The sequence below is a fragment of the Streptomyces sp. NPDC091281 genome, assembly GCF_044757425.1.
Taxonomy (GTDB): Bacteria; Actinomycetota; Actinomycetes; order Streptomycetales; family Streptomycetaceae; genus Streptomyces.
In genome coordinates, this window is the sequence record NZ_JBIVUY010000003.1 from 291,995 (window position 1) to 306,670 (window position 14,676).

Annotated in this window: 3 protein-coding genes; 1 reads left to right on the plus strand and 2 read right to left on the minus strand. The window is 74.9% G+C overall.

Annotated elements, in window-relative coordinates; genetic code table 11:
- Positions 1-107: 107 nt before the first annotated feature.
- Positions 108-12,986: a type I polyketide synthase gene (locus ACIQPQ_RS09755; protein ID WP_401302052.1), complete on the minus strand. Its 12,879-nt coding sequence runs from the start codon at positions 12,984-12,986 to the stop codon at positions 108-110.
- Between the two features lie 422 nt (positions 12,987-13,408).
- Here ACIQPQ_RS09755 and ACIQPQ_RS09760 point away from each other — a divergent pair, with 422 nt between their 5' ends.
- On the plus strand, positions 13,409-13,717 hold the full coding sequence (locus ACIQPQ_RS09760; protein WP_401302055.1) for a hypothetical protein: 309 nt from the start codon (positions 13,409-13,411) through the stop codon (positions 13,715-13,717).
- A 158-nt stretch (positions 13,718-13,875) separates the two neighbouring features.
- Here the strand turns inward: ACIQPQ_RS09760 and ACIQPQ_RS09765 are convergent, their stop codons facing one another.
- Positions 13,876-14,454, minus strand: a complete 579-nt coding sequence (locus ACIQPQ_RS09765; RefSeq protein ID WP_383778634.1) for a helix-turn-helix transcriptional regulator — start codon at positions 14,452-14,454, stop codon at positions 13,876-13,878.
- Positions 14,455-14,676 lie beyond the last annotated feature (222 nt).

A 14,676-nucleotide genomic window follows, 5' to 3' on the forward strand; every position in this document is an offset into this window, starting at 1 on the left:
GATCGGACAGGAGAGCGGAGCGGGTGGGGTGCGAGGTCGGGGCGGGCGGGGTGCGGTGCGGGGGCGGGGCGGGTCGTGCGGCCTCGGTGGCCAGGGCGGGGGGGCGGCTAGCCGAGGCCGAGTTCCTTGTTGATCAGGTCGAACATCTCGTCGTCGGAGACGGCGCCGAGGAGTTCGCCGTCGGGTGCGGGGCCGCTCGCCGGGGTGTCGGCGGGGCTGTCCGCCAGCCGCCACAGCAGCGCCTGGAGGCGGGTGGTGATCCGGGTGCGGGCCGCGTCGTCCGCGGGGTCGAGCGTGGCGAGGGCGGCTTCCAGGGCGTCGAGGGAGGCGGTGGGGGTGAGGTCGGCCGTTCCGCTCCGGTCGCCCGGGTCCTCGGCGGGGGTGTCCGGGACGAGTCCGGCGAGGAGCCGTTCGCCGAGGGCGGCCGGGGTGGGGTGGTCGAAGACGAGGGTGGCGGGCAGGACCAGCCCGGTCGCCTCCTTGAGCCGGTTGCGGAGTTCGACGGCGGTGAGCGAGTCGAAGCCGAGGTCGCGGAAGGCCTGGCCGGGCGCGATCGCGGCGACCCCGTCGTGGCCGAGGACCGCCCCGACCTGGGTGCGGATGAGGTGCAGCACGGTCCGCTCCCGCTCGGCGCGGCCCGCCGCGGCGAGCCTGCGCACGAGGGCCGCCGCCGGCCCCCCGTCGGTGTCGGGGCCGCCGTCGGAGGTGTCCTGGTCTCGGCCGGGGCGGGCGGGGTCGGCGGGGCGGGCCTCGGGGATCTCGTCGAAGAGGCGGCGCCGCCGGGTCGCCGAGTAGGTGGCCGCGAACCGGTCCCAGCCGACGTCGGCGACGACGAGCGAGGTCTCGCCGTGCTCCAGGGCCTGCCGTACGGCGCCGACCGCCACGTCGGGGTCCATGGTGAGGACACCGTAGCGGCGCAGCCGGTCGCCCTCGGTCTCGTGGACCATGCCGCCGCCCGCCCAGGCACCCCAGGCGATCGCGGTGGCGGCCCGGCCGAGGGCGCGGCGGCGGGCGGCGAACGCGTCGAGCCAGGCGTTGGCCGCCGCGTATCCGCAGTGGCCGCCGTCGCCCCAGACGCCCGCGCCGGAGGAGAACAGCACGAGGGCGACCTCCGGGCGGTCGGCGAGCAGCGCGTCCAGGTGGACGGCGCCCGCGATCTTGGCGCTCATCACGTCCCGCAGGTCGGTGAGGTCGGTGTCGCCGAGGGCGGCGGACGGCGGCTCGGCGCCGGCCGCGTGCACGACGGTGCCCAGCGGGGCGTCCTCGGGCACGGCGGCCAGCACGTCGGCGAGGCGCGCCCGGTCGGTGACGTCGCAGGCGGCGAGGGTGACGCGGGCGCCGGACGCGGCCAGTTCGGCGGCGAGGTCGGTTGCGCCGGGCGCGTCGGCGCCGCGTCGGCTGACGAGCAGCAGGTGCTCGGCGCCGGTCGCGGCGAGCCGCCGGGCGAGGTGTGCGCCGAGGGCTCCGGTGCCGCCGGTGATGAGGGTCGTCCCGGCGAACCGCGCCTCCGGGCGGGGCCCGTCCCCGGTGTCGGCCGTGCTCGCGACGGGCTTGCGGACCATGCGGCGGACGTGGAGTCCGTCGACGCGCACCGCGAGCTGGTCCTCGTCGTCGGCGCCGGTCAGGGCCTCGGCGACGCGCTTCCACACCGGACCGTCGACGTGGTCGAGGCCCGCGGGGAGGTCGACGAGACCGCCCCAGTGCTGGGGGTGGTCGAGCCCGTAGACGCGGCCCAGTCCCCAGAGGGCGGCCTGGTCGGGTCGCGGTCCGGTGTCGTCGGCCGTGGCGGGGCCCGGTACGTCGACGGCGCCTCGGGTGACCGTCCAGAGCGGGGCGTCGGCCTTGACGTCCGTGAGGGCCCGCATGAGGAGGAAGGTCGCGGCGAGCAAGTCCGGTACGGCGGTGTCCCGGCCGTCCGCCTCTTCATCGGCGCCCTCGGCGAGCGGGAGGAGGTTGAGGACGGCGCCTGTTTCCGGGTGCGCGTCGATGGCGTCCCGCAGTCGGTCCACCAGCGTCTCCCGGTCGGCCCCGGCGGGGTCGAGGGCGAGCGTGGCGACCTGTTCGACGCCTTGATGGCCACGCAGGCGCTCGATCAGCTCGCCGGACAGGGAGTCCGCCCCGGCCGTCGGCCCGTCTCCGGGGGCGGGAACGACGACCAGCCAGCGAGGGGGCAGCGCGGACGCCCCGGCGACGGGCGCGGCGGGCTGCCAGGTCACCGCGTACCGCCAGGAGTCGAGCAGGGCGCTCTCCTTGCGGCGGCGGCGCCACTCGGCCAGCAGGGGCAGCGCCGGTCCGACCGCGCCGAGCCCGCCCCGCGCCTCGGGCGTCAGGTCGAGGGTGCCCGCCAGGGCCTCCAGGTCCTCCCGCTCGACCGCCTCCCAGAACCGCGCGTCGACCTCGTCCCCGGCCACCCCTTCCCCACCGGGCCGGACGGACGGAACGGGCAGGTCGAGCCAGTACCGGCGGTGCTGGAAGGCATACGTGGGAAGCGCCACGGCGGTCACCTCGCGCCCGGCGAGCACGGCCGTCCAGTCGACGCCGATCCCCCGCACCCACGCCTCCGCGAGGGAGGTGAGGAAGCGGGTCGCGCCCCCTTCATTGCGGCGCAGACTGCCGACGACGACGGCGTCCGGGGCGGCCTCCTGCACCGCCATGCCCAGCACCGGGTGCGAACTGACCTCCACGAAAGCGCCGTAGCCCTGCGCGGCCAAGCCCTGCACTGCATCCGCGAACCGGACGCGGTGCCGGAGGTTGCGGTACCAGTAACCGCCGTCCAACTCAGCGGTGTCGATGATCCGCGCCTCGTTGGTCGAGAAGAACGGCACCTCACCCGACTGCGGAACCACGGGCGCCAGAACGTCGGCGAGTTCGTCCTCGATGGCCTCGACGTGCCAGGTGTGCGACGCGTAGTCCACCGGAATACGGCGGGCCCGGATGTCCTCCGCCTCGCAGTGCGTGACGAGTTCGTCCAGCGCGTCCGCGTCACCCGCGACGACAACCGAACCCGGACCGTTCACGGCAGCGATGTCGATACGACCGGCCCAGCCCGTCAGCAACTCCTCAACTGCCGCCAACGACAACGGAAGAGAGACCATGCCACCGCGCCCGGCAATGGCACGGATCGCCTTCGACCGGAGCGCGACCACCCGCGCACCGTCCTCCAGAGACAACCCACCCGCCACCACAGCGGCGGCATTCTCCCCCTGCGAGTGGCCGACGACCACGGACGGCTCGACCCCGCTCGCCCGCCACAGGGCAGCCAGCGACACCATCACCGCCCACGACACGGGCTGCACCACATCCACGTCCACCAACTCGCCGCCCTCGCGCACGACTTCCGCGAGGGACCAATCCGTGAACGGCGCCAACGCCTCCCCGCACGCCTCCATCGAAGCGGCGAACACCGGAGAGGACTCCCACAACTCCCGCCCCATACCCACCCACTGCGCTCCCTGCCCCGGGAACACAAAGGCGACCCGGCCGGTCGCGCCCGCGACGGCTCCACGCACGACACCGACACCGGCACCGGCACCGGCACCGGTCACGGCGTCGGCAGACGCCAACTCCGCGAGACCGTGACGCAGTTCGTCGGTTCCGTCGCCGAGGACGACCGCGCGGTTCTCGAACGCCGTGCGGGTCGCGGCGAGGGACCACGCCACGTCAGCCGGGGGCGCGTCCACCGACAGCAGGCGGGCCGCCTGCGCGGCGAGGCCGTCGGCGCCGCGTCCCGACACCGTCCAGGGGGCGGCGGTGTCCGGGCCGAAGACAGGGAGACGGTCGTCGTCGGCCGGAACGGTCGGCTCGGCGTCCGGCTCGGGCGCCTCTTCCAGCACGACGTGCGCGTTGGTGCCGCTGATGCCGAACGACGAGACACCGGCCCGCCGTGGCCGCCCGTCGGGGCGCGGCCAGTCGACGGGTTCGGTGAGCAGGGACACGGCGCCCGAGGACCAGTCGACGTGGGAGGACGGGGCGTCCACGTGGAGGGTGCCGGGGGCGAGGCCGTGCCGCATGGCGAGGACCATCTTGATCACTCCGGCGAGGCCGGACGCGGTCTGGGTGTGCCCGATGTTGGACTTCACCGAGCCGATGAGCAGGGGCCGTCCGTCCGCCCGGCCCTGGCCGTAGGTGGCGAGGAGGGCCTGCGCCTCGATGGGGTCGCCGAGGCGGGTGCCGGTGCCGTGCGCCTCGACGACGTCGACGTCGGCCCCGCTGACGCGGGCGTCGGCGAGGGCGGCCCGGATGACCCGCTGCTGGGCGGGGCCGTTGGGGGCGGTGAGGCCGTTGCTGGCGCCGTCCTGGTTGAGGGCGGAGCCGCGGACCACGGCGAGGACGGGGTGGCCGTTGCGCCGAGCGTCGGAGAGGCGTTCCAGGAGGAGGACGCCGACGCCTTCCGCGAGGGCGAAACCGTCGGCGGCCTCCGCGAAGGGCTTGCAGCGGCCGTCGGGGGCCAGGCCGCGCTGGCGGCTGAACCCGACGAACGGCGCCGGGTCGGCCATCACCATCGCGGCCCCGGCGAGGGCCATCGCGCACTCGCCCGAGCGCAGCGACCTGATCGCCAGGTGCAGGGCGACCAGCGAGGAGGAGCAGGCGGTGTCGACGGTGACGGCGGGTCCTTCGAGGCCGAGGACGTAGGAGACGCGGCCGGAGGCGACGGCGGTGGAGGCGCCGGTGACGAGGTAGCCCTCGGTGCCGTCGGCCGAACGGCTCAGGAGGCTGCCGTAGTTCTGGTCGGTGAGGCCGGTGAAGACGCCGGTGCTGGAGCCGCGGAGGGTGCGGGGGTCGATCCCGGCCCGTTCGAAGGCCTCCCAGGAGGTCTCCAGGAGCAGCCGCTGCTGCGGGTCCATCGCCGCCGCCTCACGCGGGGAGATCCCGAAGAACGCGGCGTCGAACTCGCCCGCGTCGTGGAGGAATCCGCCGTGCCGGACGTAGCTGGTGCCGGGGTGGTCCGGGTCGGGGTCGTAGAAGCCGGTCGTGGGCCAGCCGCGGTCGGCGGGGAGGCCGGTGATGGCGTCCTCGCCCTCGGTGACGACCCGCCACAGGTCGTCGGGAGAGCTGATGCCGCCGGGGTAGCGGCAGCCCATGGCGACGATGACGACCGGATCGTCGTCGGCGGCCGGGAGCGGGGCGCCGGTGGTGGCCGGGGCGGGGGCGGGTCCGTCGGCCGTCGTGCCGAACGCCAGCAGCCGCAGGTGGGCGGCGAGGGCGAGCGGCGTGGGGTGGTCGAAGACGACCGTGGTGGGGACGGTGAGGCCGGTGCGGGCGGTGAGCCGGTTGCGGAGTTCGACGGCGCTGACCGAGTCGAAGCCCAACTCCTTGAAGGCGTACGCGCCGTCGACGGCGTCGGCCGAGTCGTGCCCGAGGACGGCGGCGGCCTCGGCCCGCACGAGGTCCTGCACGAAGCGGTCCCGGTCGGTGGCGGGCAGCGCGGCGAGCCGCTGCGCGAGGCCCGACTCGGGTACGGCGGCCGGGTCCCGGTCGGTGGCGCGGTGTGATCCGGCGGGCGGGTCGGTCCTCGGTTCGAGGTCGGCGACGAGGGGGGCGGGGCGGGCGGTGCTGAACACCGGCACGAACCGCGCCCAGTCGACGTCCGCGACGGCCACGACGGTGTCGTCGTGGTCGAGGGCGACCTGGAGGGCGGCCAGGGCGGGTCCGGGGGCGATGACGGGGATGCCGCGGCGGCGCAGCGGGTCGCGCAGCTCCTCGGCGATCATGCCGCCGCCGTCCCAGGGGCCCCAGGCGACCGAGGTGACGGCCAACCCGGTGGTGCGGCGGGCGTGTTCGGCGAGGGCGTCGAGGGTGGCGTTGGCGGCGGCGTACGCGGCGTGGTCGGCGACGCCCCAGACGCCGGAGATGGAGGAGAAGAGGATCAGTGCGTCGGTCTCGGCCGGGTCGAGCAGTTCGGTGAGGTGCCGGGCACCGGCGACCTTGCCCGACAGGACGTCCGCGAAGGCGTCGGTGTCGAGGTCGGTGAGTGCGCCGAGGGTGCCGACACCCGCCGCGTGCACCACCGTGCGCACGGGGCGCCCCTCGGCGCGCAGGGACTCCAACAGGGCGTCCAGCGCGGCACGTTCGGAGACGTCGCACGAGATCGCGGTCAACCGGGCGCCCAGCGCCGTGACTTCGTCGCGCAGGTCGGTCAAGCGGGCGTCGTCGGAGACGTCCCGGCGTCCGACGAGGACGATGTCCTCGGCTCCCCCGGCCGCGAGCCAGCGGGCGACGTGCGCGCCGAGGGCGCCTGTGCCGCCGGTCACGAGAGCGGTGCCGCGCGGGGTCCACGCCCGCCGGGGGCCCGCCGTCGAGGCGGCCCGCTCCGGTTCCGCGTCCGCCGGGACTCCGGCGGGGACGAGGCGTCGTACGAAGGTCTGCCGGGCGCGCAGCGCGACCTGGTCCTCGACTTCTCCGGCGGACGAGGCGAGCACACGGGCCAGGGCGTCGCCGTCCCGCCGCGCCAGAGCGGCGCCGGGGATGCCGGGGAGGTCGACCAGACCGCCCCAGCGTTCGGGGAACTCCAGGGCGGCGACCCGGCCGAGGCCCCAGACGGCCGCCTGGGCGGGCCGGTGCACCGGCTCGTGGTCCCCGGTGGCGACCGCGCCCCGCGTCACGCACCACAGCGGCGCGTCCGCACCGGCCCGGCCCAGCGCCTGGAGAAGGCGCACCGTGCTGGCGGCCCCCGTCGGCAGGGCAGGATGTCCGGGCAGCGGCTCCTCGTCCAGGGCGAGCAACGACAGCACACCGGCGGGCGGTTCGGCCGCCTCGGCGAGCGCCGCAGCGAGCACCGCGTCCAGCGGGTCCGGGACGGCCGGGTCGTCGGACTCGGCAGGCCGGGCGGGACCGGCGTACCGCATCTCCTCGGCCGAGAGGGTGAGGGCCCGTACGGTGGCGCCGTGCCGCGTCAACGCGTCGGACACCTCGCCGGCGAGACCGCCCTCCCCCTCCGGGACGACGACGAGCCAGGTGCCGTGCAGGGCCCGTGCCGCGAGGGCGTCGGCCGCGGCCGGGCGCCACACGACCCGGTACCGCCAGCCGTCCACCGCCGCCCGCGCCGCCTGCTGCCGACGCCAGCCGGACAGCACGGGCAGCACGTCGCTCCACGCCTCGCCGCCCTGCGCCAGCCCGAGCGTCTCCGCGACGGCCTCCAGGTCCTCCCGCTCCACGGCCTCCCAGAACCGGGCGTCCACAGCCGACCGCGCCGGCTCCCCCGCAGGGACGGCCGAGGGAACAGTCCGCTCCAGCCAGTACCGGCGGCGCTGGAAGGCGTACGTCGGCAGCGGCACCGCGACGGCGTCCCGCCCGGCGAGGACGGCCTTCCAGTCGACGCCGATCCCCCGCACCCACGCCTCCGCGAGGGAGGTGAGGAAGCGGGTAGCACCCCCTTCATTGCGGCGCAGACTCCCGACGACGACCGCGTCCGGGGCGGCCTCCTGAACCGCCATGCCCAGCACCGGGTGCGAGCTGACCTCGACGAAGGCGCCGTAGCCCTCCTCGGCCAGACCCTCCACGGCCTCCGCGAACCGCACGCGGTGCCGGAGGTTGCGGTACCAGTAACCGCCGTCCAGCTCCGCCGTGTCGATGACACGCGCCTCGTTGGTCGAGAAGAACGGCACCTCACCGCTGCGAGGAGCGACGGCGGCCAGGACCTCCGCCAACTCCCCCTCGATGGCCTCCACATGCCAGGTGTGCGACGCGTAGTCCACCGGGACACGACGAGCCCGGATCTCCTCGGCCTCACAGTGTGCGACCAGCTCGTCCAGCGCGTCCGCATCACCCGCGACCACGACCGAACCCGGACCGTTGACGGCCGCGATGTCGATACGACCGGCCCAGCCCGTCAGCAACTCCTCAACTACCGCCAGAGACAACGGAAGCGAGACCATGCCACCACGCCCGGCAATCGCACGGATCGCCTTCGACCGCAACGCGACAACCCGCGCACCGTCCTCCAGCGACAACCCACCCGCCACAACAGCGGCAGCGATCTCACCCTGCGAGTGACCGACCACCACCGACGGCTCGACCCCGCTCGCCCGCCACACGGCAGCCAGCGACACCATCACCGCCCACGACACCGGCTGCACCACATCCACGTCCACCAACTCGCGACCCTCGCGCACTACTTCCGCGAGCGACCAGTCCGTGAACGGGGCCAACGCCTCCCCGCACGCCTCCATCGACGCAGCGAAGACAGGCGACGCGTCCCACAACTCTCGCCCCATGCCCACCCACTGCGCCCCCTGCCCCGGGAACACGAAGACGGTGCCCTCACCGGAGCGGGCGGCACGGCCGCGTACCACGGATGCCGGGGTGACGCCGTCGGTGGCGGTCAACGCCTCCAGTCCGAGGCGCAGTTCGTCCGGTGCGGCGCCGAGGACGACCGCGCGGTTCTCGAACGCCGTGCGCGTCGCGGCGAGGGACCACGCCACGTCCACCGGGGACGCGTCGACCGACAGCAGACGAGCCGCCTGGGCCGGGAGCCCTTCGCTGCCGCGTCCCGAGACCACCCAGGGGATCGGCAGCGGGACCGGGCCGTCCGCCGCGAACACGGGAAGGACGGAACGGCCTTCCGGGGCGACCGCGTCGAGCTGCGTGGCGGGGGCCTCTTCCGTGGCGGGGGCCTCTTCGAGGACCACGTGCGCGTTGGTCCCGCTGATGCCGAACGAGGAGACGCCGGCGCGGCGGGGGCGCCCGTCGGTGTGCGGCCAGTCGACCGGTTCGGCGAGGAGGGACACCGTCCCCGACGACCAGTCGACGTGGGGGGTCGGCGCGTCGACGTGCAGGGTGCGGGGCAGCACGCCGTGCCGCATGGAGAGCACCATCTTCATGACGCCCACGACACCGGCGGCGGCCTGTGTATGGCCGATGTTCGATTTCAAGGAGCCGAGCCAGAGGGGGCTTTCGGCGTCCCGGTCCTTGCCGTACGTGGCGAGGAGGGCGTGCGCCTCGATGGGGTCGCCGAGGGTGGTGCCCGTGCCGTGGGCCTCGACGGCGTCCACGAGGTCGGGGGTGAGCCGCGCGTTCGACAGGGCCGCGCGGATCACGCGTTCCTGGGAAGGTCCGTTGGGCGCCGTGAGGCCGTTGCTCGCACCGTCCTGGTTGACGGCGGAACCGCGGACGACGGCGAGGACCGGATGCCCGTTGCGGCGGGCGTCGGAAAGACGCTCCAGGAGCAGGACGCCGACGCCCTCGCCCCAGCCGGTGCCGTCGGCGCCCGCCGCGAAGGGCTTGCAGCGGCCGTCCGGCGCGAGGCCCCGCTGTCGGGAGAACTCGACGAAGATGCCGGGTTCGGCCATGACGGTGGCGCCCCCGGCGAGCGCGAAGGAGCATTCGCCCGCGCGCAGCGCCTGTACGGCGAGGTGCAGGGCGACCAGGGACGACGAGCAGGCGGTGTCGACGCTGACGGCCTGGCCGCGCAGGCCGAGGACGTAGGCGATCCGGCCGCTGGCGACGCTGCCCGAGGTGCCGGTGAGGAGGTAGCCGTCGACGGACTCGGGGGCCTGGCGCAGGCCGGGGCCGTACTCCTGCGGCATCAGGCCGACGAAGACGCCGCCGTCGCGTTCGTGCAGGGTCTCCGGGTCGATGCCGGCCCGCTCCAGCGCCTCCCAGGACGCTTCGAGGAGCAGTCGCTGCTGCGGGTCCATCGACTCGGCCTCGCGCGGCGAGATGCCGAAGAAGGCGGCGTCGAAGTCGCCCGCGTCGTAGAGGAACGAGCCGGAGCGGGCGTACGTCGTGCCGTGGTGGGCGGGGTCGGGGTGGTACAGGGTGTCGAGGTCCCAGCCGCGGTCCGCCGGGAAGGCGGAGATCGTGTCGCCGCCGCTGCTGAGCAGGTCCCACAGTTCGTCGGGGGTGCGGATGCCGCCGGGCAGGCGGAGGCCCATGGAGACGATGGCGATGGGCTCCGTGTCGGCGTCGGGGCGCGCCGTCGTGCCGTGCGGGGACCCGTCCGGGTCGGGTCCGGTGTCCGGTCCGGTGCCGCCGTGCAGCAGGTCGCCGAGGTGTGCGGCGAGCGAGCGCGGGGTGGGGCGGTCGAAGAGGACGGAGGCGGGCAGGGCGAGGCCGGTCTCGGCGACCAGGCGGTTGCGCAGTTCCACGGAGGTCGCGGAGTCGAAGCCGAGCGCCTTGAAGGTCAGGGAGGGGTCGATGTCGGCCGGTCCGGCATGTCCCAGGACCACGGCGGCGTGCGCGCGGACGCGCCGCACCCAGTCGTGCCGGGCGGCCGGAGCCACCGCGTCGGCCCCCGCGTCGGCGCGGTCGGGCTCCGGCGCACCGCCCGCCGACCGGACGGCACCCGTCGTACGCCGCGGAGCGGCCGTGCCGTCGAGCCAGTACCGGCGCCGCTGGAAGGCGTACGTCGGCAGCGGCACCGCGACGCCGCCCTGCCCGGCCAGCACCGCCGCCCAGTCCACCGGAAGACCCCGTACCCACGCCTCGGCCAGCGCGGTCAGGACCCTGGCCCGGCCGCCCGCGTTACGGCGCAGGCTCGCCACGACGACGGCGTCCGGGGCGGCTTCCTGGACCGCCATGCCGAGCACGGGGTGCGAGCTGACCTCGACGAAGGCGCCATAGCCCTGCGCGGCCAGCCCTTCCACGGCCTCCGCGAACCGCACGCGGTGGCGGAGGTTGCGGTACCAGTAACCGCCGTCCAACTCAGCGGTGTCGATGATCCGCGCCTCGTTGGTCGAGAAGAACGGGACCTGACCCGACTGCGGGACCACGGGCGCCAGAACGTCTGCTAGCGCGTCCTCGATGGCCTCGACGTGCCAGGTGTGCGACGCGTAGTCCACCGGGACACGGCGAGCCCGGATCTCCTCCGCCTCACAGTGCGCCACCAGCTCATCCAGCGCGTCCGCGTCACCGGCCACCACGACCGAACCCGGACCGTTCACAGCCGCGACGTCGATACGACCGGCCCAACCGGTCAGCAACTCCTCAACAACTGGCAGGGAAAGGGGAAGCGAGACCATGCCACCACGCCCGGCAATGGCACGGATCGCCTTCGACCGCAGCGCGACCACCCGCGCACCGTCCTCCAGCGACAACCCACCCGCCACCACAGCGGCGGCAATCTCCCCCTGCGAGTGACCGACGACCACAGACGGCTCGACACCACTCGCCCGCCACACGGCAGCCAGCGACACCATCACCGCCCACGACACGGGCTGGACGACATCCACGTCCACCAACTCACGGCCCTCGCGGACGACTTCCGTCAGCGACCAGTCCGTGAACGGCGCCAGCGCTTCCCCGCACGCCTCCATCGACGCGGCGAACACCGGGGAGGACTCCCACAACTCCCGGCCCATGCCCACCCACTGCGCCCCCTGACCGGGGAACACGAACGCCACGCGGTCGGTGGCCGTGTCGCCCGCGACCGTGCCGCGCACCACCGTGGCGCCGGTCACCTCGCCGGACGCCAGGGCGGTCAACTCGCCCTCGAAGTCGGCCGGGTCGGTGCCGAGCAGGACCGTGCGGTGTTCGAAGGCGGTGCGGGTGGTGGCGAGGGACCAGGCGACGTCGACGGGACGTACGCGGTCGTCCATCGACCGCAGGCGGGCGGCCTGACCGGCGAGGCTCTCCGGGCTCCGGCCCGCGAGGGGCCAGGGGACGAGGCCATCGGTGGTGAACAGCGCACCGTCGGGCGCCGGTTGGGCGGTGGCGGTGTTCTGGTCGGGGGCCTCCTCGACCACGACGTGGGCGTTGGTGCCGCCCATCCCGAAGGAACTCACCCCGGCGACGAGGGGGGCGTCGGGGCGGGGCCAGGGGCCGGGGGCGGTGCGGACGTGGAGGCGGAGGGTGTCGAGGGGGATGTCGGGGTGCGGGGTCTCGTGGTTGAGGCTGGGCGGGAGGGAGCGGTGCTGGAGGGCGAGGACGGTCTTGAGGAGGCCGGTGATGCCCGAAGCGCCTTCGAGGTGGCCGACGTTGGTCTTCACCGAGCCGACGTGCAGGGGCGCGTCGGCGGGGCGGCCGGTGCCGAGGACGGCGCCGAGCGCGGCGGCCTCGACGGGGTCGCCGACGGGGGTGCCGGTGCCGTGGAGTTCGACGTACTGGACGGCGTGCGCGGTCGTCCCGGCGTTGTGCAGGGCCCGGCGGAGGACGGCCTCCTGGGCGTGCCGGTCGGGGGCGGTGAGGGTGTCGCCGCCGCCGTCGTTGTTGACGGCGCTGCCGCGGATGACGGCGCGGACCGGGTCGCCGTCGGCGAGGGCGCGGTCGAGGGGCTTGAGGACGACCAGGCCGCCGCCCTCGCCGCGGACGTAGCCGTTGGCGCGGGCGTCGAAGGTGTAGCAGCGGCCGTCGGGCGAGAGCGCGCCGAAGCGGTGGGGGTAGAGGCTGCTCTCGGCGGCGAGGTGGAGGTTGACGCCGCCGACGAGGGCCAGGTCGCTGTCGCCGGAGCGCAGGCTCTCGCAGGCGAGGTGGAGGGCGACGAGGGAGGAGGACTGGGCCGAGTCGAGGGTGACGCTGGGTCCGCGCAGACCGAGGAGGTAGGAGAGCCGGTTGGCGACGAGGGCGCGGTGGGTGCCGGTGAAGGACTGGTGGGTGACGCTGTCGGGGCCGAGGGCGTGCAGCAGGGTGGCGTAGTCGTCGTGGGCGACGCCGACGAAGACGCCGGTGCTGGTGGCGTCGAGGCGGCCGGGGACGATGCGGGCGTCCTCCAGTGCCTCCCAGGCCAGTTCGAGGACGAGGCGCTGCTGCGGGTCCATGGTGTCGGCCTCGCGGGGCGAGACGCCGAAGAAGGCGGCGTCGAACTCGTCGACGGTGTCGAGGAATCCGCCCCAGCGGGGGGCGTCGGCGTGCGGGTCCGGGGTGTCGGGGGCGCCGGTGAGGCGGAGCCGGTCGGCGGGGGTGGGGCGGACGGCGCTGCGGCCGTCGCTGAGCAGGTCCCACAGTTCGTCCGGGTTCGCGGCGCCCGGCAGGCGGCAGGAGAGGCCGATGACGGCGATCGCGCCGCGGTGCGTGGCGTCGAGCCCGTGCCGTGTGCGTTCTGACTCGCTCATTCCACTCCACCAGCTGGTCGGACCGGCCCGTGGGGACCGCAGACGTCGGGTACGGCGGGCGCGCGGCCGTCGGGGTGACGGTCGGGCGCGCGTCGGGCGTGCGCGTACGGCGCGGGGTCGGCGGTCCGTTCCCGCCGGTCAGGCGTGCGGCAGCGGATCGCCGGGGCCCCCACGCTAGGCGTGGAGGGACTAGGGCGGCCCCTAGATTCGGGGCGGTTGGAGGGGGGTGGGGGCTGGTGGGCGGGCGGGGATTGCGGGAAACGCCCAGACATGGCGCGGGGGCGGGGTCGGGGTGTTGCGCGGGGGGCGGGTGTGCCGGGTGAATGGGCGCAGGGCCGCCCTCGGTGCGGCGGTGACGGGTCCGGGGGCCGGTGCGGAGCACGCGGCCGTGTCCCCGGCGGTCGGGAGGAGGCGGGAAGGTCATGACGAAGACGGAGTTCGCCGAGGTGCGGGGCGCCTTGCTGAGGCTGCGCGGCAGCCTGGAGTCGCTGCGGCTCGCCGAAGGCGACTCGCCGTACGTGCGGCGGCTGATGAACGACCTGGACCGGTTCCAGCTGGACATGGAGGACGTGTCCGGGGGTGGACCTGCGGGTGCTGCGGGCGGCTATCTGCGGGCGGTGCGGCACGGGGTGCCGGTCGTCCGGGAGGTCGTCCGGATCTCCGACGGACCCGAGCACCCCGGTACGTGGCCCGACGCGGACGACGAGGGGATCGGCGGTCACCGGCGCTGAACCGGTCCGGCCCGTACGGCTGTCCGGGCGGTGCCCGTACGGTCGTCCGGGCCGGGGGGTGCGGGGAGAAACGGGCGACGCCGGGCCCCCGGTGCGGTCGGGGGACCCGGCGTCGGTCCGGTGTCCTGCGGCGGCGCGGGACGGTGCGTCCCACGGCGTCACTTGACGAAGTCGGGCACGGCGCGGGGCGGCCAGCTGCCGACGGTGAGCACGCCCATGGAGTAGGCGCGGGAGACGAGGGCCGCGCGGTTGGGTGCCTTGAAGCGGCGGAGCATCAGGCCGACGTGGTACTCGACGCCCTGACGGCTGAGGTAGAGGCGGGACGCGAGCTGGACGGTCGAGGCGCCGGTGGCGACGCCCTCCAGGATGCGGGCGTCGAGCGCCGTGAGCATCGGGGTGGGCTTGGCGGGGCGTTCGGCGGCGTCGGCCGGCTCGTCCTCGGGGCTCATGAGGACGACGACACCGGAGAGGTCGTCCCCCTCGCCCTTGACGGCTATGCCGGTGATCTCGGCGGCGAACACCCGGTCGTGGCCGCGCATGGCCACGACCCGCTCGACGAAGCGGCTGCCGTGTCCGGTGGACAGGCGGCTGAAGTGCTGGTGGAGGACGGTGCGGGCGCTGGGGTGCAGGACGTCGTAGATGCTGCGTCCGCAGATCTCGGTGGAGGGGCGGGCGACGTGCCGGAAGAAGTCGGCGTTGGCCGCCTCGATGTTGAGACCGGCGTCGAGGCTGGCCATGCAGGTGACGTGGGACGGGGCGAGGGGGCGGCGGTCGGCGCCACGGCGGGCGCTGCGGGGGAATTCCGGAAGGCCACTGACCATTGCCGACCTGTCGGCGTGGGGGAGCATGGAAGCAGTCCTTTCCTGAACGTCGTCGGGCAGTGAATCCAACAGGGGACAGCAGGAAATCTGCCGGGGGAGAATTGGATTTATTTATCTGTGCTGCTGTCGGCGACAGTA

Excerpts from the sequence above, each read along its gene's own strand:
- ACIQPQ_RS09755 (WP_401302052.1), bottom strand. The coding sequence starts at position 12,986 with ATGAGCGAGTCAGAACGCACACGGCACGGGCTCGACGCCACGCACCGC.
- ACIQPQ_RS09760 (WP_401302055.1), top strand. The coding sequence starts at position 13,409 with ATGACGAAGACGGAGTTCGCCGAGGTGCGGGGCGCCTTGCTGAGGCTG.
- ACIQPQ_RS09765 (WP_383778634.1), bottom strand. The coding sequence starts at position 14,454 with ATGGCCAGCCTCGACGCCGGTCTCAACATCGAGGCGGCCAACGCCGAC.